Consider the following 21,050-nt stretch of genomic DNA (forward strand, 5'->3'; position numbering starts at 1 on the left):
GCTGACCGCGCTGACCGCGCTGACCGCGCTGACCGCGCTGACCGCGCTGACCGCGCTGACCGCGCTGACCGCGCTGACCGCGCTGACCGCGCTGACCGCGCTGAACGCGGCCGCAGGCGCCCGGTGCGGGCGACGGCGTACGTGGGCATCGGTGCCGTACTGCTGGCGGGGTGCGCCTCGATGCCGGACAGCGGCGACATGCGTGATGTCGAGTCCACCCCGAGGCAGGACTCGCAGGTGCGTGTCTTCGCGCTGCCGCCCGCCGAGGATGCCGAGCCGCAGGAGATCGTGCAGGGCTTCCTGGAGGCTCTGACCAGCGACGACCTGGACTATGAGACGGCACGCAAGTATCTGACCGGGGACGCTCTCAAGGAGTGGGACCCGGGTGAGTCCACCACGGTCCTCGCCGAGGCGCCCACTCCCTACACCCCGGTCACGGGGGAGCGGCCCGAGGTCGACGAGTACCGGTACGAGCTGTCCGGGGAGAAGGTCGCCCGGGTGGACGGGCAGCACGCCTACACGCCCAGCAGTGGTGAATATCGCCGGACCGTGCACCTCACGCGCGTGAAGGACACCCAGCAGTGGCGCATCGACGAACTGCCGCCGGGCGTGGTGCTCGGCAGGTCGGACTTCGAGCGCAACTACAAGTCCATCAACAAGTACTACTTCACCTCGGCCGCGCAGTCCGGGGAGCCGGGGACGGTCGCCGACCCCGTCTATGTGCGCAGCCAGGTCGACCCGGTGACCCAGGTGGTCCGTGACCTGCTGAAGGGCCCCACCAGCTGGCTCAACCCGGTCGCGAGGACGAGCTTCCCCTCCGGTACGGCCCTGCGGAAGGGCACCAAGGCGCTGACGCCCGATGACCAGAACAGGCTGGTCGTGCCGCTGAACAAGAAGGCCGACCGCGTCTCGGCCGGCAGATGCGAGGAAATGGCCGCCCAGCTCCTCTTCACGCTTCAGGACTACATGCCCACGGGTGTGGTCGAGGTGGAGCTCCAGGGGTCGACCGGGGCGCAGCTGTGCGTGGTCAGTGAGGGTCAGGCCGACATCATCGCCTCGCACGGCCTCGGCAAGAGCGCGGCGTACCAGTACTTCATCGACGGTGAGCACAGGCTCGTACGACTGTCCGAGCGGGACTCGGTGAGCACGCCGACGCCCGTTCCCGGGGCGCTAGGCGAAGGTGAGAAGCAGCTGCGGTCCGCCGCCGTGTCGCGTGGTGAGGACCGGGCCGCCGGGGTCTCCGCCGACGGGAGCGAGCTGTATGTGTCGCCGCTGACGGAGGGCGGTGCGCTCGGTGAACCGGTGCTGCGCAGTGCGGGTGCCACCGCGAAGGACCGGCTGACGACGCCCAGTTGGGACGGGCGGGGTGATCTGTGGGTGGCCGACCGCGACCCCAGGAAACCCCGGTTGCTGGTGCTGGCGGACGGCATGGGGGAGCCGCTGGAGGTCAGGACGCCCGGGCTCAGCGGGCGCATCGAGGCGGTGCGGGTGGCCGCCGACGGCGTACGGGTCGCGTTGATCATGGAGAACGAGGGCAAGCGGGCGGTGTCCATCGGCCGTATCGAGCGTGACGCCGACGCGGAGGGCACCACCGTCTCGATCGTCGAACTGCGGTCCGTGACACCGGACCTGGAGGACGTCACGGCCATGTCGTGGGCCGGTGACAGCCAACTCGTGGTCGTGGGGCGTGAATCCGGTGGCGTGCAGCAGATGCGGTACGTCCGGGTAGACGGTTCCCCGACGCCTGGCTCCGGGCCCTCCGCGCTCACCGGTGTGGAGGAGATCGCCGCGTCGGAGGACGAGAGCCAGCCGCTGGTCGCGCACTCGGCCGACGGGATCGTGCGGCTGTCCCCGGGGGCGCAGTGGCAGACAGTGGTCAAGGAAGGGTCGGCGCCGGTCTATCCCGGGTGAGTTCCGGTGGGTGGGATGTCTGAGGCCAGTGGTGCGTTTCGTGCTGGTGGTACGCAGGGTGCCAGCGGTGCCCTGTGCCTGGAGGTATTCCGGGAGTCAGCGGTACCTCCGGTAATTCGGTAAGGGGCCTGGGCGACGTTCAGTCCTGCGGCGGCCATGGCGGGCGGGGCTGGGGTGTCGAGGTCCAGCACGCGGTTCGGTCTCTTTGTGACGGCACCCGGCCTGTTTCGGGCATGCGCCGCTCGTGTGGGTGACAAGCCCCTGGTGGTTTCGGTGAGTTGTCCACAGACGGTTTTCCACAGGGGTGGCAGGGCCTCGCATGCCTTGGCACAGTGGTGGGCATGCGGGGGTGGTGGCAGGACCTCACGGATCTGGTGCTGCCGGCCGAGTGCGGAGGCTGCGGGAGGCCTCGCGCGGTGCTCTGCCCGGAGTGCCGCGCGGCTCTGACCGGGGCCGCGCCGTGCCGGGTGCGACCGGTGCCGGAGCCGTCGGGGTTGCCGGTGGTGCACGCGGCGGCTCCGTACGAGGACGCGGTGCGGGCCGCGCTGCTCGCGCACAAGGAACGGGGTGCGCTGGCGCTCGCCGGACCGCTTGGCACGGCCTTGGCAGGGGCCGTACGGGCGGGTGGTGGCGAGGGGCCGCTGCTGCTGGTTCCGGTGCCGTCCGCGCGGCGGGCGGTGCGGGCGCGGGGGCACGACCCGGCGCGGCGGATCGCGCTCGCGGCGGCCGGAGAGCTGCGGCGTACCGGGACACCGGCCCGGATGGCCGGGGTGCTGCGGCAGCGGCGTGCGGTCGCCGATCAGTCGGGGCTGGACTCCCGGCAGCGGCTGGACAACCTCGCGGGTGCCCTGGAGGTGGCCGCCGGGGGCGCCCGGCTGCTGGGCAGAGGCATGGTCGTGCTCGTGGACGACCTGATGACGACCGGCGCCTCGCTCGCGGAGGCGGCACGGGCGGTGCGGGCGGCCCGGGCCGGATGGGCGGCCGTGTCGAGGGAGTTCGGCACGGGACGGACGACAAGGGAGGCGGTGCGAACACAGGCGGTAACGGGAATGGCGGGCGCGGACGGCGTCGAGGACAGGATCCGCGCGGCGGTGGTCGCCGCGCCGCCCGACTCTTTCCAAATAAACCGGAACTGACAGAGAACTTGCATCGTTGCAGGTAATGAGAGGGACAATTCACCGGAACGGAGGTACGTCTCGGTAGAGGGTGACGACATCCGTCCGAGCGAGATATGTTCGGTTGTGAGGGAATGGCCCCGGCCGTTCACCACATATCCGAATGCTGTGCTACGGGTTTTTCCGAATCACCCCGCGCCGGTGGGTGGAGATCTCGTCCACGGGGGAGGAGGAGGTGGAAGTCACCGAGTCCGCGGTTCCGGGAGCCACCGGAACCTGGTGCACAAGGGAGATGCTCCGCCAGTGGAGCGGAGCGATCCGGGAACGGAGTTCTGCGTGGACATCGTCGTCAAGGGCCGCAAGACCGAGGTGCCCGAGCGGTTCCGCAAGCACGTGGCCGAGAAGCTGAAGCTGGAGAAGATCCAGAAGCTCGACGGCAAGGTGATCAGCCTCGACGTCGAGGTGTCCAAGGAGCCCAACCCTCGACAGGCCGACCGCAGCGACCGGGTGGAGATCACGCTCCACTCCCGCGGCCCGGTGATCCGGGCGGAGGCAGCGGCAAGCGATCCGTATGCGGCGCTCGACCTGGCGGCGGACAAGCTCGAGGCCCGGCTGCGCAAGCAGCACGACAAGCGTTACACGCGCCGAGGCGCGCGCAGGCTCACGGCCGCGGAGGTCGCCGACCACGTCCCCGGTGTGGCGACCCTCAACGGCAACGGATACGTCGCCGACGAGGAGAAGAACGACGGCGTGCCCACCAAGCGGATCGGTTCGCTGGAAGTGAAGGGCGAAGGCCCCCTCATCGTCCGCGAGAAGACCCACGTCGCCTCCCCGATGACCCTCGACCAGGCGCTCTACGAGATGGAGCTGGTCGGGCACGACTTCTACCTGTTCGTCGACTCGGAGACCAAGGAACCGAGTGTCGTCTACCGGCGGCACGCCTACGACTACGGCGTCATCCACCTCAGCACGGACCCGATGGTCGCCCAGGCGCATTCGGACGCCACGGGCGGCACGCTCGGCGGCTGACCGCGCCGGGTGACAGCCGAGCCGGTGCCCCTGGAGCGCTTGTGCGCCCCCAGGGGCACCGGTGTGCGACCCCTCGCGGCCCGCTCTGTCACCGCAGGGTCGGCCGGGCATGAAATCATGGCCGAACCGGCCCCAACCGGCGGGCCGTTGCCTTGGGTTGGCGATGGCACAGAAACACAGGCCACGGCCTTCAGGGGGAGGAACGATGGCGGACAGCACTTTCGGACCGATGCGTGACGAGGATGCCGACGAAGGCTCCGTCGGCATGGGCGTCGCCGCGGACTCCCCGCGAAAGGAGCCGATCCGGGTTCTCGTCGTGGACGACCACGCGCTCTTCCGCCGCGGTCTGGAGATCGTGCTCGCCGCCGAGGAGGACATCCAGGTCGTCGGCGAGGCCGGGGACGGGGCGGAGGCGGTCGACAAGGCCGCGGATCTGCTGCCCGACATCGTGCTGATGGACGTACGGATGCCCAAGCGCGGTGGTATCGAGGCGTGCACCTCCATCAAGGAGGTGGCCCCCAGCGCGAAGATCATCATGCTGACGATCAGCGACGAGGAGGCCGATCTCTACGACGCGATCAAGGCGGGGGCGACCGGATATCTCCTCAAGGAGATCTCCACGGACGAGGTGGCCACAGCCATTCGCGCGGTCGCCGACGGGCAGTCGCAGATCAGCCCCTCGATGGCGTCGAAGCTGCTCACCGAGTTCAAGTCGATGATCCAGCGGACCGACGAGCGGCGCCTCGTACCGGCGCCGCGGCTGACGGACCGGGAACTGGAAGTGCTGAAGCTCGTGGCGACCGGGATGAACAACCGGGACATCGCCAAGGAGCTGTTCATTTCCGAGAACACCGTGAAGAACCATGTGCGCAACATCCTGGAGAAGCTTCAGCTGCACTCCAGGATGGAAGCGGTGGTGTATGCGATGCGGGAGAAGATCCTCGAGATTCGGTGACGCCGGTCCGGCCGGGTCAGGCCAGTGTGCGGGCGAGCTCTTTGGTGAGGGGCTCGCGTAGTTCCGGGGCGTCCACTCGTTCCACGCGTACGTCGGTGCAGTCCACCCAGCTCGCCGCCTCCAGCAGGGCCTGGGCCACGGCAGGGACGGCCTTGGGGCCGTCGAGGGTGACCTGTTTGGCGACCAGGGTGCGGCCGTCGCGGGCGGGGTCGACGCGGCCCACGAGCCGGCCGCCGGACAGGACCGGCATCGCGAAGTAGCCGTAGACGCGCTTCGGCTTGGGGACGTAGGCCTCCAGGCGGTGGGTGAAGCCGAAGATCCGTTCCGTGCGGGCCCGTTCCCAGACGAGGGAGTCGAACGGGGACAGGAGCGTGGTGCGGTGGCGGCCGCGCGGGGGTGTGGCCAGGGCCGCCGGGTCGGCCCAGGCGGGTTTGGCCCAGCCCTCCACCGTCACCGGGACCAGGCCCGAGTCCGCGACCACCGCGTCGAACTGCTCGCCCTTGATGCGGTGGTAGTCGGCGATGTCCGCGCGGGTGCCGACGCCGAGGGCCTCGCCGGCGAGGCGGACCAGGCGGCGCAGGCACTCCTTGTCGTCCAGTTCGTCGTGCAGCAGGGCGTCGGGGACGGCGCGCTCGGCGAGGTCGTACACGCGCTTCCAGCCGCGGCGCTCCACGCAGACCACCTCGCCGTACATCAGGGCGCGTTCGACGGCGACCTTCTCGCCGGACCAGTCCCACCACTCGCTGGTGCGTTTGGCCCCGCCCAGTTCGGTGGCCGTGAGAGGGCCCTCGGCGCGGAGCTGTTTGATGACGCGGTCGTAGGCGCCGTCCGGGAGTTGGTGGTTCCAGTGGGGGCGGGATCGGTAGGCGCGGCGGCGGAAGGCGAAGTGGGGCCACTCCTCGATGGGGAGGATGCAGGCGGCGTGCGACCAGTACTCGAAGGCGTGTGTGTCCGTCCAGTAGGCCTGGTCGACCGTGTTGCGGCCTATCGCGCCGAGGCGGGCGTACGGGATGAGTTCGTGGGAGCGGGCGAGGACGGAGATGGTGTCGAGCTGGACCGCGCCCAGGTGTCGCAGGACGCCGCGGACGCCGGATTTGCGGTCCGGGGCGCCGAGGAAGCCCTGGGCCCGGAGGGCGATGCGGCGGGCCTCGTCTGCGGTGAGTTCTGTGGTGGGGCGCGGGAGGGAGGTCATGCTCCGCAGGGTAGGGGAGGGGACTGACAGTGGGGGATGAGCTGGGGTTGTGCACGGGGGCGGGGGTGCGCCCCCAGACCCCCTGTCGGCCTTCGGCCTCGTCCTCGAACGCCGGACGGGCTGGTGGGTCAGGCCCTGGCCGGCAGGTAGGGGGTTGTCGACGGCAGGTTCAAGTCCGAGGGGAGGAGGGAGGCCAGCCAGCAGTCGCGGCGGGTTCCGTTGTTGGTGAGGGCGGATCTGAGGGTGCCTTCCATGGTGAAGCCGGTGTTTTCGGCTACCGAGCGGGAGGCGGTGTTGCCCACCTCGGCGCGCCATTCGAGGCGGTCGAGCGCGAGGGTGGTGAAGGACCAGTGGGCGGCGGCGCGGGTGGCCTCGGTGATGTAGCCGTTGCGGCGGTGCTCCTTGGTGGCCCAGAAGCCGACCTCGCCGGTGCCGGGGCAACGCATGGTGATGCCGAGCATGCCCGCCAGTTCGCCGGAGGGCAGGAAGAGGCCGAAGGTGAACATCGAGGCGTTGGCCCAGCCCTCGGGAACGGCCTGCTCGACGAAACCCTCCGCGTGCTCACGCAAGTACGGTGAGGGGATCGTGGTCCAGCGCTGGATGTCCGGGTCCTGCGCAGCCGCGTACACCGACTCGGTGTCGTGCCGGTCCACGGTGCGCAGCAGCAGGCGCTCGGTGGTCAGGGTGACGGGTTCCATCGGGCGATTCTGCTCGGCGGAACGGAAGGGCGCCATCCCATTTGAGGCTGTTCTGGGCACGCGGGGACGGCGCGAAGGCTGGGGGCGTGGTGCGTGAGGACGTGGTCACAATTCACGCATTTCGTGGGTGAACGCGGCACCATCCGCGACGCCCGCCCGTTGTCCTGGTAGCTGTCACTGCCAGACCTCCCGGCCAGGCGGGGTCCTCGCTTACGATGGCCGTTGCTCAAGCTGTGATTTAAAACTGCCAACTGTCATTGAAACCGACCGTCCCAGGCCCGACCGGCAAGGAGACAAACCCCCGTGTCCGTCCTCTCGAAGATCATGCGTGCAGGCGAAGGCAAAATCCTGCGCAAGCTGCACCGCATCGCGGACCAGGTCAACTCCATCGAAGAGGACTTCGTCGACCTCTCCGACGCCGAGCTGCGCGCCCTGACCGAGGAGTACAAGCAGCGGTACGCCGACGGTGAGACGCTCGACGACCTGCTCCCCGAGGCGTTCGCCACCGTCCGCGAGGGCGCCAAGCGCGCACTCGGTCAGCGCCACTACGACGTGCAGATCATGGGCGGCGCCGCCCTCCACCTCGGCTATGTCGCCGAGATGAAGACCGGTGAGGGCAAGACCCTCGTCGGCACGCTGCCCGCGTATCTGAACGCGCTGGCCGGCAAGGGTGTCCACCTGATCACGGTCAACGACTACCTGGCCGAGCGCGACTCCGAGATGATGGGTCGCGTCCACAAGTTCCTGGGCCTGTCCGTCGGCTGCATCCTCGCCAACATGACGCCGGCCCAGCGCCGCGAGCAGTACAACTGCGACATCACCTACGGCACGAACAACGAGTTCGGCTTCGACTATCTCCGCGACAACATGGCGTGGTCCAAGGACGAGCTCGTCCAGCGCGGCCACAACTTCGCGATCGTCGACGAGGTCGACTCCATCCTCGTCGACGAGGCCCGTACGCCGCTGATCATCTCCGGCCCGGCCGACCAGGCCACCAAGTGGTACGGCGACTTCGCCAAGCTGGTCACACGCCTGAAGAGAGGCGAGCCCGGCAACCAGCTCAAGGGCATCGAGGAGACCGGCGACTACGAGGTCGACGAGAAGAAGCGCACGGTCGCCATCCACGAGTCCGGTGTCTCCAAGGTCGAGGACTGGCTGGGCATCGACAACCTCTACGAGTCGGTGAACACGCCTCTGGTGGGCTACCTGAACAACGCCATCAAGGCCAAGGAGCTCTTCAAGAAGGACAAGGACTACGTCGTCATGGACGGCGAAGTCATGATCGTCGACGAGCACACCGGCCGTATCCTCGCCGGCCGCCGCTACAACGAGGGCATGCACCAGGCGATCGAGGCGAAGGAAGGGGTGGACATCAAGGACGAGAACCAGACGCTCGCCACGATCACCCTGCAGAACTTCTTCCGCCTCTACAAGCGCCACGACCACAGCGGCAAGGAACGGCCCGGCCTCTGCGGCATGACCGGTACGGCGATGACCGAGGCCGCCGAGTTCCACCAGATCTACAAGCTCGGCGTCGTCCCGATCCCGACCAACCGGCCGATGGTCCGCAAGGACCAGTCCGACCTGATCTACCGCACCGAGGTCGCGAAGTTCGAGGCGGTTGTCGACGACATCGTCGAGAAGCACGAGAAGGGCCAGCCGATCCTCGTCGGTACGACGTCGGTCGAGAAGTCCGAGTACCTGTCGCAGCAGCTGAGCAAGCGCGGCGTGCAGCACGAGGTGCTCAACGCCAAGCAGCACGACCGGGAGGCGACGATCGTCGCCCAGGCCGGCCGCAAGGGCGCCGTCACCGTCGCGACGAACATGGCCGGCCGTGGTACGGACATCAAGCTCGGCGGCAACCCCGAGGACCTCGCCGAGGCCGAGCTGCGCCAGCGCGGCCTCGACCCCGAGGAGCACATCGAGGAGTGGGCGCAGGCCCTGCCCGAGGCCCTCGCGAAGGCCGAGCAGGCGGTGAAGGCCGAGAAGGACGAGGTCGAGTCCCTCGGCGGCCTCTACGTCCTGGGCACCGAGCGGCACGAGTCCCGCCGTATCGACAACCAGCTGCGCGGCCGTTCCGGCCGTCAGGGCGACCCGGGCGAGTCCCGCTTCTACCTGTCGCTGGGTGACGACCTGATGAGGCTCTTCAAGGCCCAGATGGTCGAGCGCGTGATGTCCATGGCCAACGTGCCGGACGACGTCCCGATCGAGAACAAGATGGTCACCCGCGCGATCGCCTCGGCCCAGTCGCAGGTCGAGCAGCAGAACTTCGAGACCCGGAAGAACGTCCTCAAGTACGACGAGGTCCTCAACCGGCAGCGCGAGGTCATCTACGGCGAGCGGCGCCGCGTCCTGGAGGGCGAGGACCTGCACGAGCAGATCCAGCACTTCATGGACGACACCATCGACGCGTACATCACCGCCGAGACCGCCGAGGGCTTCGCCGAGGAGTGGGACCTCGACCGGCTGTGGGGCGCCTTCAAGCAGCTCTACCCGGTGAAGGTCACCGTCGAGGAGCTGGAGGAGGCGGCCGGTGACCGGGCCGGTCTGACCGCCGAGTTCATCGCCGAGTCCATCAAGGACGACATCACCGAGCAGTACCAGGCGCGTGAGGCGCAGCTCGGCTCCGAGATCATGCGTGAGCTGGAGCGCCGGGTGGTGCTGTCGGTGCTGGACCGCAAGTGGCGTGAGCACCTCTACGAGATGGACTACCTCCAGGAGGGCATTGGCCTGCGCGCGATGGCCCAGAAGGACCCGCTGGTCGAGTACCAGCGCGAGGGCTTCGACATGTTCCAGGCCATGATGGAGGGCATCAAGGAGGAGTCCGTCGGCTACCTGTTCAACCTGGAGGTTCAGGTCGAGCAGCAGGTCGAGGAGGTCCCGGTCGAGGACGCCAAGCCGTCCCTGGACAAGGGCGACGTGGTGCCGGCCCAGGCGGGTGCGTCGCGGCCGGAGATCCGCGCGAAGGGGCTGGAGGCCCCGCAGCGCCGTGACCGTCTGCACTTCTCCGCGCCGACCGTCGACGGTGAGGGCGGCATCGTCGAGGGCGACCTGCCCGAGGACGAGCCCGTCCGCTCCGAGGCCGACGGCCTCACCCGCGCGGAGCGCCGCAAGCAGCAGGGCAAGACCAGTCGCCGCCGCAAGAAGTGACGACCGCTCCCGCGCGGAGCGAGCGGGTGAGCAGCGGGCTGTGAGGCTTTGAGGGGCCGGGCACCTTGGTGGGTGCCCGGCCCTTCGCATGCCGCGGCGCGGGTATGTACGGGCGTCCGCGCGGAGGGCCGGGTGTGTCAGTCGTCGTTCGGGTGGGGGAGCTTCGGGCCGCCGAGTTCCACGGCTGTGCAGCGCCAGCGGTGGTCGGCGCCGTGTTCCAGGCGGAAGGCCATGGCGCGGAGACGGTCGCCCGCGCCGATGCGGGCGAAGACTTCCAGGGCGCCCGGGCCGGCCACGTAGTAGCCGATGTCGCGGACGACCGGGTGGGTGCCGTGGGGGGCGCGCAGGGGGCCTTGTTCGGCCAGCCAGGCCAGCTCGTCGTAGGCCCGGCCGGCGGTGTGGCGCAGCATGCTGTGGACCGGGCGGCGACCGCTCAGTACGGCGAGGAGGAGGTCGGCGAAGCGGTCGGTGGGGCGCGGTTGGGGGACCGGGCCGACGAGGGGTGGGACCGCGCTGTGGGGCGCCGTACGGCTGGGCGGGGTGGTGTTGTGGGGGGCGGCGGTGCGGGTGGGGGCCGGTGCCGTGGGGGCCGGGGACTGGGCCGTCGGGGGGCGGCCGCCTCCCGGGACGGTGCGGCCGGGGCGGCGGGTGTCGTGGCGGACGGGTGGGCGGGTGCCGGGCTGGCGCTTGGTCCTGGTCATGACCTTGTTCATCGGAGATCCCCGTTCCTGGGTGTCGGCGGCCGCTGGGTACCAGTCGGTAACTTGCGATGGGGATCTTGTACGAGGCCGGAGGGGGCCGTGGCAAGGTCGGGCGGCGTTCGGCGAGGGCCTCGAAAAGTTCACCTATCCGGGGGGCTGGGAGGGGCTTCGGGCTTGGCGGGGCCGGGGTGTACCGGGTGAGGTGGCGGGCTCGGAGTGGACGCCTGCGGGGGGTTGGGCGGGGGCTCGAAAGGGGACGCCCGCACGTATCCTGAAGGCCGTCCGGGGCTTCGCGAGGACCTCGGCGACGAGGCTCCGCTGCGGCCCTCGGAGACGAGCCCTCGCGGCGAGCCTCCGAGACCAGCGATCACGACTACGAAAGCGGCCTGCCATGCGCGTCTACGTCCCCCTGACCCTTCCCGGGCTCGCCGAGGCGTACAAGACGGGTGAGTTGGGGGAGGGGGCGTTCGTCGCCTACGCCGTCACGCCGGCCTTGCGGGAGTGGTACCTGTCCGACGACATCGAGGAGCTGGAGTACGCGGCGCTGAACCGGGCGGCGCTCGCGTCCTTGCGGTTGGTGGCCGTGGATCCGGGGGCTGCTCGGCGGCGGGTTGTCGTGGCGGTGGATGTGGCTGACCGGGATGCGGTGGCCGATCCCGATCGGGGGCTCGATCCGGCGGCGCTCGGGGAGGTGCGGGTGGCTGGGCCGGTGCCCTTGGCGAAGGCGGCGGCTGTGCATGTCGACTCCGTGGAGGCCGAGGGGGAAGTGGGGGAGGCCGCGGACGCGCTCGGGGCGGCGGATCAGGGGGATGACGACGCTCAGTTCATCGTGGACGGGGCGGACGATCACGAGTTGTTGTGGTACGCCACGCAGGAGATTCCCAACCTGGTGGGGTTGGGGGGCTGAGCGGTCGGGGTGCGGCGCCGTTGGTTGGTGCAGGGCGGGGTCGCTCACCGGCGCTGGCCGGGTGCCGCTGCGCCCACCCGTGCCGCCCCAGCGGCACGACTGCCCGCAGCTATGTGCGGCCAGGACTGCCCGCGGCTGCGCGCGGCCACGACCGCCCTCGGGCTGTGCGCGGCCATGACTTCTGCGGCTGCGTGCGGCCATGACGTCTGCGGCTGCGTGCGGGCTGACTGTCCGCGGTTATGTGTGGCCACGACTGCCTACGGCTGCGCGCGGCCATGACGTCTGCGGCTGCGTGCGGCATGACTGTCCGGCTGCGCGGCAGACTGCCCGCAGCTATGTGCGGCATGGCCGTCCGTAGTCGTGCAGGACTGGGTTGTCGGTGGTGGAGGGTACGTTTCTGGCATGGGGATGAACGGAGTCGGGGCGCATATCGTCTGGGATTGGAATGGGACGTTGTTCCATGACAATGAGGCGATCATCGGGGCGACGAACGCGGCGTTCGCGGAGTTGGGGATCGAGCCGATCACGCTGGAGCGGTACAGGGAGCTGTACTGCGTGCCGGTGCCGAAGTTCTACGAGAGGTTGATCGGGCGGCTGCCCACGGATGAGGAGTGGGAGGCCATGGATGTGGTTTTCCATCGGTACTACGCGGAGCACCGCGTCGCCTGCGGGCTGACCGACGGTGTGCCGTCGCTGCTCACGGACTGGCGTTCGGCGGGGCGCAGTCAGTCGATCCTCAGCATGTACGTGCACGAGGAGCTGGTTCCGCTGGTGCGGGGCTTCGGGATCGAGCCGCATTTCATACGCGTGGACGGGCGGGTCGGGCCGTCCGGGGGCAGCAAGACCGAGCACATGGTGCGCCATCTGCGTCGGCTCGTGGGCGTGGAACCGGCGCGGACGGTCGTGATCGGGGACGCGGCCGATGACGCCGTGGCCGCCCGGTATGTCGGTGCGCAGGCCGTGCTCTACACCGGCGGCTCCCACAGCCGCGCCAGCCTGGAGGGGGTCGGCGTGCCGGTCGTGGACACGCTGGAGGAGGCCGTCGCCGAGGCCGAGCGCCTGGCGGCGTAGCCGCCCTGGGTAACTCCCCGGCTTCGTACGCCCCGCACGCCCCGTTCACCCGTACACCCCGGCATCCCTCGTCCGTCGGCTAGGTCACCGGCGCCTTCGCCCGCAGCACCGTGAGGAACTCCCGCATCCAGCGGGAGTGGTCCGGCCAGGCGCGGGCGGAGACGAGGGTGCCGTCGACGACGGTCTCGGCGTCGTGGAAGGTGGCGCCGGCGGCCTGCATGTCGAGTTCCAGGGCGGGGTACGCGGTGACGCGGCGGCCGTGCAGGGCGTCCACGGCGGCGGTGAGCAGCGGACCGTGGCAGATCTGGGCGACCGGCTTGTCGGTGTCGAAGAAGGACTTCAGGATCTTGCGCAGCTCGGGGTCGTTGCGCAGGTACTCCGGGGCCCGGCCGCCGGGGATGACGAGGGCGGCGTACTGACCGGGGTCGACCTCGGAGAAGGCCAGGTCGGCGGGCCAGGTGTAGCCGGGCTTCTCGGTGTAGGTGTCGAAGCCGGGTTCGAAGTCGTGGACGACGAAGCGGAGCTTCTTGCGGCTGGGGGCGGCGATATGGACGTCGTAACCCTCCTCGCGAAGGCGCTGATAGGGGTACAGGACCTCCAGTGACTCCGCCGCGTCGCCGGTCACGATCAGGATCTTGGCCGTCATGGTGGGCTCCCCTCGGCTGTGCGGCGAACGGGTGCGAGGCACCCTCTAGGGCTTCCTTCGTCAGGCTATGGCTTCCTGGGCAACGTGCATCCGGTGTGAAGATTTGCCAAGGGGGCGTGCGGATTCGGGGTCCGGCGGATGCGCGTATAGGCTCGGTTGCGCGGAGGTAAGCTCAAAAGTGCGCGATGGGCACTGTGCGGAACGTCAAAGTTCGACCCTCGGTTTTGTACACATACGGCTCATGACGGGCCCCCGGTCCGGAGGGATAGCCTTGTGGCGTGATCAGCGCGATAGCTCGCGGGGACGTCGTCGTCCCTGCCCTGCGCCCGGTGAGCACGGAAGACATCCGTGTCCGGGCGGCGGTCGCTGGTCCTCGCGGGCGGGAGGGAGCCACCAGGGCTCCCGGGACGCCGGGTACACCCACTGGCCGGGCGCCGCAGAGAGCAGCGTCACACCCTTGCCGGGTACCGAGAATGGCTGATTACCCCCCGCTCATCTCACCCTGCGGCATAGCGTCGAAACAGACCGGACACCCCGTGTCGTGGTGGCGCTTCGGAGGGGACGAGTTCGTACTTCCTTCTACGTCACGCAACGGCGCGCGACAGGAGCCAGAGGACAATGCAGACCAAGCTGGACGAAGCCAAGGCCGAGCTGCTCGAGAGGGCCGCCCGGGTAGCTGAGAACAGCCCGGTCGGGGGGTATCTACCGACTGGGACGACGAGCGAGAGTACGTCCGACACCCCGGACCATGACACCGTGCTCGCGTTCCTCCAGCGCTACTACCTGCACACCGCCCCGGAGGACCTGGGCGACCGCGACCCGGTCGACGTCTTCGGAGCCGCCTACTCCCACTACCGACTGGCCGAGAACCGCCCCCAGGGCACGGCCAATGTGCGGGTCCACACCCCGACCGTCGAGGAGAACGGCTGGACGTGCAGCCACTCCGTCGTCGAGGTCGTCACCGACGACATGCCGTTCCTCGTCGACTCCGTGACCAATGAGCTGTCGCGGCAGGGGCGCGGGATCCACGTCGTCATCCACCCGCAGGTCGTCGTACGGCGGGACGTCACCGGCAAGCTGGTCGAGCTGATCACCGAGCCGGCCGCCGTAGCCGCCGCGTCCGCCGCCGTGGCCTCCGGTGAGGCGCTGCCGCACGACGCGCACATCGAGTCCTGGATCCATGTCGAGGTCGACCGCGAGACCGACCGGGCGGACCTGAAGCAGATCAACAACGATCTGCTGCGCGTCCTGTCCGACGTCCGCGAGGCCGTCGAGGACTGGGAGAAGATGCGGGACGCGGCGGTCCGTATCGCCGACGGGCTGCCCGCCGAGCACACCGCCGACGACCTGCGCGGCGAGGAGGTCGAGGAGGCCCGCGAGCTGCTGCGCTGGCTCGCCGACGACCACTTCACCTTCCTCGGATACCGCGAGTACGAGCTGCGGGAGGACGACTCGCTGGCCGCCGTCGCCGGCACGGGCCTCGGCATCCTGCGTGCCGACCCGCACCACTCCGGGCGCGACCAGCACCCCGTCAGCTCCTCCTTCGAACGGCTGCCCGCCGACGCCCGCGCCAAGGCCCGTGAGCACAAGATCCTCGTCCTGACCAAGGCCAACAGCCGGGCCACCGTCCACCGGCCGTCCTACCTCGACTACGTGGGCGTGAAGAAGTTCGACGCCGAGGGGAACGTGATCGGTGAGCGGCGGTTCCTCGGACTGTTCTCCTCGGCCGCCTACACCGAGTCCGTGCGCCGGGTGCCCGTCGTCCGCCGCAAGGTCGACGACGTCCTGCGGGGCGCCGGGTTCTCGCCCAACAGCCACGACGGGCGCGACCTCCTGCAGATCCTGGAGACCTACCCGCGCGACGAGCTGTTCCAGACCCCGGCCGACGAACTGCGGTCCATCGTCACCTCCGTGCTCTACCTCCAGGAGCGCCGCCGGCTGCGGCTCTACCTCCGCCAGGACGAGTACGGGCGCTACTACTCCGCCCTCGTCTACCTGCCGCGCGACCGCTACACCACCGGCGTACGCCTCAGGATCATCGACATCCTGAAGGAGGAACTCGGCGGCATCAGCGTCGACTTCACCGCCTGGAACACCGAGTCGATCCTCTCCCGGCTGCACTTCGTGGTCCGCGTCGAGCCGGGCACCGAGCTGCCGCACCTGAGCGACGCCGACAAGGACCGCCTCGAGGCCAAGCTGGTCGAGGCCGCCCGGTCCTGGTCGGACGGGTTCGCCGAGGCGCTCAACGCCGAGGTCGGCGAGGAGCGCGCCGCCGAGATGCTGCGCAAGTACGGCAACGCCATCCCCGAGGGGTACAAGGCCGACCACAACCCGCGCGCGGCCGTCGCGGACCTCGTCCGCCTCGAAGAGCTCGACCAGGACGAGGACTTCGAGCTCAGCCTGTACGAGCCGGTGGGCGCCGCGCCCGACGAGCGCCGTTTCAAGATCTACCGCAAGGGCGGCTCGGTCTCGCTCTCCGCGGTGCTGCCCGTTCTCAGCCGCATCGGCGTCGAGGTCATCGACGAGCGTCCGTACGAGCTGCGCTGCGCGGACCGGACGACCGCCTGGATCTACGACTTCGGGCTGCGGATGCCGAGGCCGCAGGCCGGGAGTGTGGACTACGCCGGGGACGACGCCCGGGAGCGGGTGCAGGAGGCCTTCGCCGCCACCTGGACCGGGCAGGCCGAGAACGACGGGTTCAACGCGCTCGTGCTGAGCGCCGGGCTCACCTGGCGGCAGGCCATGGTGCTGCGCGCGTACGCCAAGTACCTGCGGCAGGCCGGCTCCACCTTCAGCCAGGACTACATGGAGGACACCCTCCGCAACAACGTCCACACCACCCGGTTGCTCGTGTCGCTGTTCGAGGCGCGGATGTCGCCGGAGCGGCAGCGGGCGGGCCGGGAGATCGTCGACGCGCTCCTCGAAGAGGTCGACGCCGCCCTCGACCAGGTGGCGAGCCTCGACGAGGACCGGATCCTGCGGTCCTTCCTCACGGTCATCAAGGCGACGCTGCGGACGAACTTCTTCCAGGAGGCGGCCGGCGGCAAGCCGCACGACTACGTCTCCATGAAGTTCGACCCGCAGGCCATCCCCGACCTGCCGGCGCCGCGCCCGGCGTTCGAGATCTGGGTGTACTCGCCGCGCGTCGAGGGTGTGCACCTGCGGTTCGGGAAGGTCGCCCGAGGCGGGCTGCGCTGGTCCGACCGGCGGGAGGACTTCCGGACCGAGATCCTCGGCCTGGTCAAGGCGCAGATGGTCAAGAACACCGTCATTGTGCCGGTCGGCGCCAAGGGCGGCTTCGTCGCCAAGCAGCTGCCCGACCCGTCCGTGGACCGGGACGCCTGGCTGGCCGAGGGCATCCGCAGCTACAAGACCTTCATCTCCGCGCTGCTCGACATCACCGACAACATGGTCGCCGGCGAGGTCGTACCGCCGGCGGACGTCGTACGGCACGACGAGGACGACACCTATCTCGTCGTCGCCGCCGACAAGGGCACGGCGACCTTCTCCGACATCGCCAACGAGGTGGCCGAGAGCTACAACTTCTGGCTCGGGGACGCCTTCGCCTCCGGCGGCAGCGCCGGCTACGACCACAAGGGCATGGGCATCACCGCGCGCGGTGCCTGGGAGTCCGTCAAGCGGCACTTCCGGGAGCTGGGGGTGAACACCCAGGCCGAGGACTTCACGGTCGTCGGCATCGGTGACATGTCCGGTGACGTGTTCGGCAACGGCATGCTGCTCAGCGAGCACATCCGGCTCGTCGCCGCCTTCGACCACCGGCACATCTTCCTCGACCCCCACCCGGACGCGGCCACCTCGTACGCCGAGCGGCGCCGGATCTTCGAGCTGCCCCGGTCGAGCTGGGAGGACTACGACACCGAGCTGATCTCGCCCGGCGGCGGCGTCTTCCCGCGTACGGCCAAGGCGATCCCGGTCAACAGCCACATCCGGGACGCCCTGGGTATCGAGGACAAGATCTCCAAGATGACCCCGGCCGACCTGATGAAGGCGATCCTCAAGGCGCCGGTCGACCTGCTGTGGAACGGCGGCATCGGTACGTATGTGAAGGCCTCGACCGAGTCGCACGCCGATGTCGGCGACAAGGCCAACGACGCCATCCGGGTCGACGGGCGGGACCTGCGCGTCCAGGTCGTCGGCGAGGGCGGCAACCTCGGCCTGACCCAGCTGGGCCGGATCGAGTTCGCGCAGAACGGCGGGCGGGTCAACACCGACGCCATCGACAACAGCGCGGGCGTGGACACCTCCGACCACGAGGTGAACATCAAGATCCTGCTCAACGGCCTGGTCACCGACGGCGACATGACGGTCAAGCAGCGCAACAAACTGCTCGCCGAGATGACCGACGAGGTCGGCCACCTCGTCCTGCGCAACAACTACGCACAGAACACGGCGATCGCCAACGCCCTCGCCCAGTCCAAGGACATGCTCCACGCCCAGCAGCGCTTCATGCGCCACCTGGTCAGGGAGGGCCACCTCGACCGGGCGCTGGAGTTCCTGCCCACCGACCGGCAGATCCGCGAGCGGCTGGGCACCGGGCACGGCCTGACCGGGCCCGAGACGGCCGTCCTGCTCGCCTACACGAAGATCACGGTCGCCGAGGAGCTGCTGCACACCTCGCTGCCGGACGACCCGTACCTGCGCAAGCTGCTGCACGAGTACTTCCCGACGGCGCTGCGCGAGCGGTTCCCCGAGCACGTCGACAGCCACCCGCTGAGCCGTGAGATCGTCACGACCCTGCTGGTCAACGACACGGTCAACACGGGCGGTACGAGCTTCCTGCACCGGCTGCGGGAGGAGACCGGGGCCTCGCTGGAGGAGATCGTCCGGGCGCAGACCGCCTCCCGCGCGATCTTCGGATCGGGCGCGGTGTGGGACGGCGTCGAGGCCCTGGACAACAAGGTCGCCGCGGACGTGCAGACCCGGATCCGGCTGCACTCCCGCCGCCTCGTCGAGCGGGGCACGCGCTGGCTGCTCAACAACCGGCCGCAGCCGCTGGAGCTCTCCGAGACCATCGCGTTCTTCTCCGAGGGCGTGCACCTGGTCTGGGGCGAGCTGCCGAAGCTGCTGCGCGGCGCGGACCTGGAGTGGTACCAGAAGATCTACGACGAGCTGACGGGCGCGGGCGTCCCGGAGGAGCTGGCCACGCGGGTCGCGGGCTTCTCCTCGGCCTTCCCGACGCTCGACATCGTCGCGGTCGCCGACCGGGTCGGCCGGACGCCGATGGAGGTCGCCGAGGTGTACTACGACCTGGCTGACCGGCTGCGCATCACCCAGCTCATGGACCGCATCATCGAGCTGCCGCGCGCCGACCGCTGGCAGTCCATGGCCCGCGCGGCGATCCGCGAGGACCTGTACGCGGCCCACGCCTCCCTCACCGCCGACGTCCTGTCCGCGGGCAACGGCACCTCCACGCCCGAACAGCGCTTCAAGGTGTGGGAGCAGAAGAACGCGGCGCTGCTGGGCCGGGCCCGCACGACCCTGGAGGACATCCAGAGCTCCGACGCGTTCGACCTGGCCAACCTGTCGGTGGCGATGCGGACGATGCGGACGCTGCTGCGCGGCCCCTCGTAAGAGTACGAGGACGGGGGCGCCCCATGGCTGTGGGGCGCCCCCGTTCGTCCGTGTGGGCCGGGCTATGCGCTGCTCTTCTTCCAGAGCGTCAGCTTGCCCTCGACGCTCGGTACTTCCCAGCTGTACTCACCCGGCGTCAGCTTGGTGATCTCGTACATGGCGAGGTTGCCGTCCTTGGTGACCGTGCAGAGGATGGAGCCCGCGGGGATGATCGCGTCCTTGCCGAAGTCCTCGGGGCCCACGAGGGAAGGCAGGACGTCGGTGTCCGCGCCCGTACGGCACTGTTCGAGCGTGGGGCCCTCGCTCTTGCCCATCGAGGTCTCGAAGCTCCACTGGCCGTTCTGGATCGACATCTCCCGTGCCTCGTCCCTCATCTCGGCCTTGATGTCGATGCTCGGCTGGTCCAGGTCGATGTAGGTGTAGTTCTGGGCGGGAGTGCGCAGGACGAAGGACTGGCCCTCGAAGGCCAGGGTGAACTTGGTGTCCGCGGGCACCGTGGCGGACCCGGTGGGGTTGGTGACGTCCTGTCCGTCGTCGCCGCCGCTTCCGTCGCCGTCGGTGGGAGCGGAGGTGGGGGTCGAGGCGCCCTTGTCCCCGCCCGTGGCGTCGCTCTTGCCGCCGTCCTTGGTGTCGCTCGCGTCGGTGCCGCCGTCCTTCTTCTCGCCCAGCACGTACACCGCGGCTGCCGCGCCCGAGCCGGCCACGAGGACGAGGGCCAGGGCGACGAGGGCCGCCTTCAGGCCGCGGCGGCTCTTCTTGGGCGGTGCGAGGGCTGGGGCGGTGGTCTGGCCCGCCTGGGCCTGTGGGGTGAGGTTGTAGGTGTCCGTGGCCGGGGGCGGGTAGCCGGGGGCCTGGGACGGTGGGCCGAAGCCGGTCGCCGGGCCCGGCTGGGGTGCGCCCTGGGTGGTGCCCTGTGCGGCCGGGGCCGTCGTCGGCGGGGCGGGCGGGGGTGCCACCGGCATCTGGGGTGCGGTCGGCTGAGGTGGCGTCCGGGCGGCCTGCTCGCGTCGGGCGATCTCGGCGGTGAGCGGCTCCGGCAGCCAGCCGGTGAAGTCGCTGAGGCCCCGGCCCGCCGACTCCTGGCAGAGGGCGGCCAGTTCCTCCGTGCCGATGCGCTCGGCCGGGTCGGCGGTCAGACAGCGCTCCAGCAGGGGGCGCAACCTCTCGTCGTACGCGTCGAGTCTCGGCGGCCGATGGGCGGTGTTGGCGATCTGCGCGGCGATGGTGATGGCGCCGCCGTCGCCGTACGGGTGGCGGCCGGTGGCCGCGACCGCCGCGATCAGGCCGAGCGAGAAGACGTCCGTGGCCGGGGTGACCTGCTCGCCGAGGGCGTGCTCCGGTGACATGTACTGCGGGGTGCCGATCAGGCCGCCGGACTGGGTGAGCTGGGTGGCGTCGGCGGCGCGGGCGATGCCGAAGTCGATGACGTACGGGCCCTGGGAGCCGAGGAGGATGTTGCTCGGCTTGAGGTCGCGGTGAATGACGCCGGCCGCGTGGATGGAGGTCAGGGCGCGGGCCGCGCAGCCGACCAGCTGGAAGACGGCGGGCAGGGGGAGCGGGCCGAAGGCGACGAGGGCGTCGTGCAGGGGGATGCCGGCGATGAACACCGAGGCCAGCCACGGGAGTTCGCCGGTGGTGTCGTGGTCGACGACCGGGACGATGTGGTAGCCCTGCACGCGGCGGGCGGCCTGGACCTCCTGCTCGAAGCGGCGGCGGAAGTCGGCGTCCTGGCCGTACTCGCGGCGGATGACCTTCAGGGCGACCGGTTGGCCGCCGCGGGTGTGCGACAGATAGACCGTGCCCATGCCGCCCTCGCCGATGCGGGCCTGCAGGTGGTAGCCGGCGGTCTCTCGTGGGTCCTGCGGTCCCAGAGGGCTCAGGATGTCGCCAGTGCTGTCGGTAATGGGAGCCTCCCCCGGTGCGGTGCCGAACTCCTGTGCCGCGGCTGGGCACTTGAAGCGGTCCGAAGCTTATACGGCACTTATGACACTTGGGTCTGGTGTTGCGGTTCCGGGGAATTGTGGGGGCGACAGGGTGGGGTGGCTGGGGGTTCGTCGGCGGGTGCGGGTGCGGTGCGGGTGCG

At 69.9% G+C, this 21,050-nt stretch carries 13 protein-coding genes; 8 read left to right on the forward strand and 5 right to left on the reverse strand.

The features are described 5' to 3' along the window. Nucleotides 1-180: 180 nt before the first annotated feature. The 4 genes from ACWD26_RS14200 (at nt 181) to ACWD26_RS14215 (ending at nt 5,010) form a co-directional block, all read left to right on the forward strand. Nucleotides 181-1,911, forward strand: coding sequence for an LpqB family beta-propeller domain-containing protein (locus ACWD26_RS14200; protein ID WP_451270091.1), 1,731 nt, complete (start codon nt 181-183; stop codon nt 1,909-1,911). A 341-nt stretch (nt 1,912-2,252) separates the two neighbouring features. Then, nucleotides 2,253-3,047: a ComF family protein gene (locus ACWD26_RS14205; protein ID WP_451269669.1), complete on the forward strand. Its 795-nt coding sequence runs from the start codon at nt 2,253-2,255 to the stop codon at nt 3,045-3,047. 315 nt (nt 3,048-3,362) lie between these two features. Continuing rightward, nucleotides 3,363-4,055, forward strand: a complete 693-nt coding sequence (gene hpf, locus ACWD26_RS14210) for a ribosome hibernation-promoting factor, HPF/YfiA family (protein ID WP_451269671.1) — start codon at nt 3,363-3,365, stop codon at nt 4,053-4,055. 205 nt (nt 4,056-4,260) lie between these two features. Next, nucleotides 4,261-5,010, forward strand: a complete 750-nt coding sequence (locus ACWD26_RS14215) for a response regulator (protein ID WP_451269673.1) — start codon at nt 4,261-4,263, stop codon at nt 5,008-5,010. A 16-nt stretch (nt 5,011-5,026) separates the two neighbouring features. Here the strand turns inward: ACWD26_RS14215 and ACWD26_RS14220 are convergent, their stop codons facing one another. Further along, complete coding sequence (locus ACWD26_RS14220) at nt 5,027-6,202, reverse strand: winged helix-turn-helix domain-containing protein (protein ID WP_451269675.1); 1,176 nt, start codon at nt 6,200-6,202, stop codon at nt 5,027-5,029. A gap of 128 nt (nt 6,203-6,330) precedes the next feature. Next, nucleotides 6,331-6,900, reverse strand: a complete 570-nt coding sequence (locus ACWD26_RS14225) for a GNAT family N-acetyltransferase (RefSeq protein ID WP_451269677.1) — start codon at nt 6,898-6,900, stop codon at nt 6,331-6,333. A 303-nt stretch (nt 6,901-7,203) separates the two neighbouring features. On the opposite strand from ACWD26_RS14225, the gene secA reads away from it, so the two are divergent. Further along, nucleotides 7,204-10,050 carry a preprotein translocase subunit SecA gene (gene secA / locus ACWD26_RS14230; protein WP_451269679.1) on the forward strand — a complete coding sequence of 949 codons (2,847 nt, stop codon included), beginning with the start codon at nt 7,204-7,206 and terminating at the stop codon, nt 10,048-10,050. Nucleotides 10,051-10,187: 137 nt separating this feature from the next. Here secA and ACWD26_RS14235 read toward each other — a convergent pair whose 3' ends face one another. Next, the gene (locus ACWD26_RS14235; protein ID WP_451269681.1) at nt 10,188-10,763 is read right to left on the reverse strand and encodes an Rv3235 family protein; all 576 of its coding nucleotides are present in this window, start codon (nt 10,761-10,763) and stop codon (nt 10,188-10,190) included. A gap of 379 nt (nt 10,764-11,142) precedes the next feature. On the opposite strand from ACWD26_RS14235, the gene ACWD26_RS14240 reads away from it, so the two are divergent. Together ACWD26_RS14240 and ACWD26_RS14245 are read left to right on the forward strand one after the other, a co-directional pair. After that, entirely contained in the window at nt 11,143-11,658 is a 516-nt protein-coding gene (locus ACWD26_RS14240; RefSeq protein WP_451269683.1) for a DUF6912 family protein, read from the forward strand. A gap of 402 nt (nt 11,659-12,060) precedes the next feature. Continuing rightward, on the forward strand, nt 12,061-12,729 hold the full coding sequence (locus ACWD26_RS14245) for an HAD family hydrolase (protein WP_451269685.1): 669 nt from the start codon (nt 12,061-12,063) through the stop codon (nt 12,727-12,729). A 79-nt stretch (nt 12,730-12,808) separates the two neighbouring features. Here ACWD26_RS14245 and ACWD26_RS14250 read toward each other — a convergent pair whose 3' ends face one another. Further along, entirely contained in the window at nt 12,809-13,375 is a 567-nt protein-coding gene (locus tag ACWD26_RS14250) for a DJ-1/PfpI family protein (protein WP_451269687.1), read from the reverse strand. Between the two features lie 618 nt (nt 13,376-13,993). On the opposite strand from ACWD26_RS14250, the gene ACWD26_RS14255 reads away from it, so the two are divergent. Beyond that, nucleotides 13,994-18,967 (forward strand): NAD-glutamate dehydrogenase, encoded by a 4,974-nt coding sequence (locus ACWD26_RS14255; RefSeq protein WP_451269689.1) that lies wholly within the window; start codon nt 13,994-13,996, stop codon nt 18,965-18,967. A 62-nt stretch (nt 18,968-19,029) separates the two neighbouring features. Here the strand turns inward: ACWD26_RS14255 and ACWD26_RS14260 are convergent, their stop codons facing one another. Then, the gene (locus ACWD26_RS14260; protein WP_451269691.1) at nt 19,030-20,772 is read right to left on the reverse strand and encodes a serine/threonine protein kinase; all 1,743 of its coding nucleotides are present in this window, start codon (nt 20,770-20,772) and stop codon (nt 19,030-19,032) included. Between the last annotated feature and the right edge of the window lie 278 nt (nt 20,773-21,050).

The sequence above is a fragment of the Streptomyces sp. NPDC002787 genome (assembly GCF_053592095.1).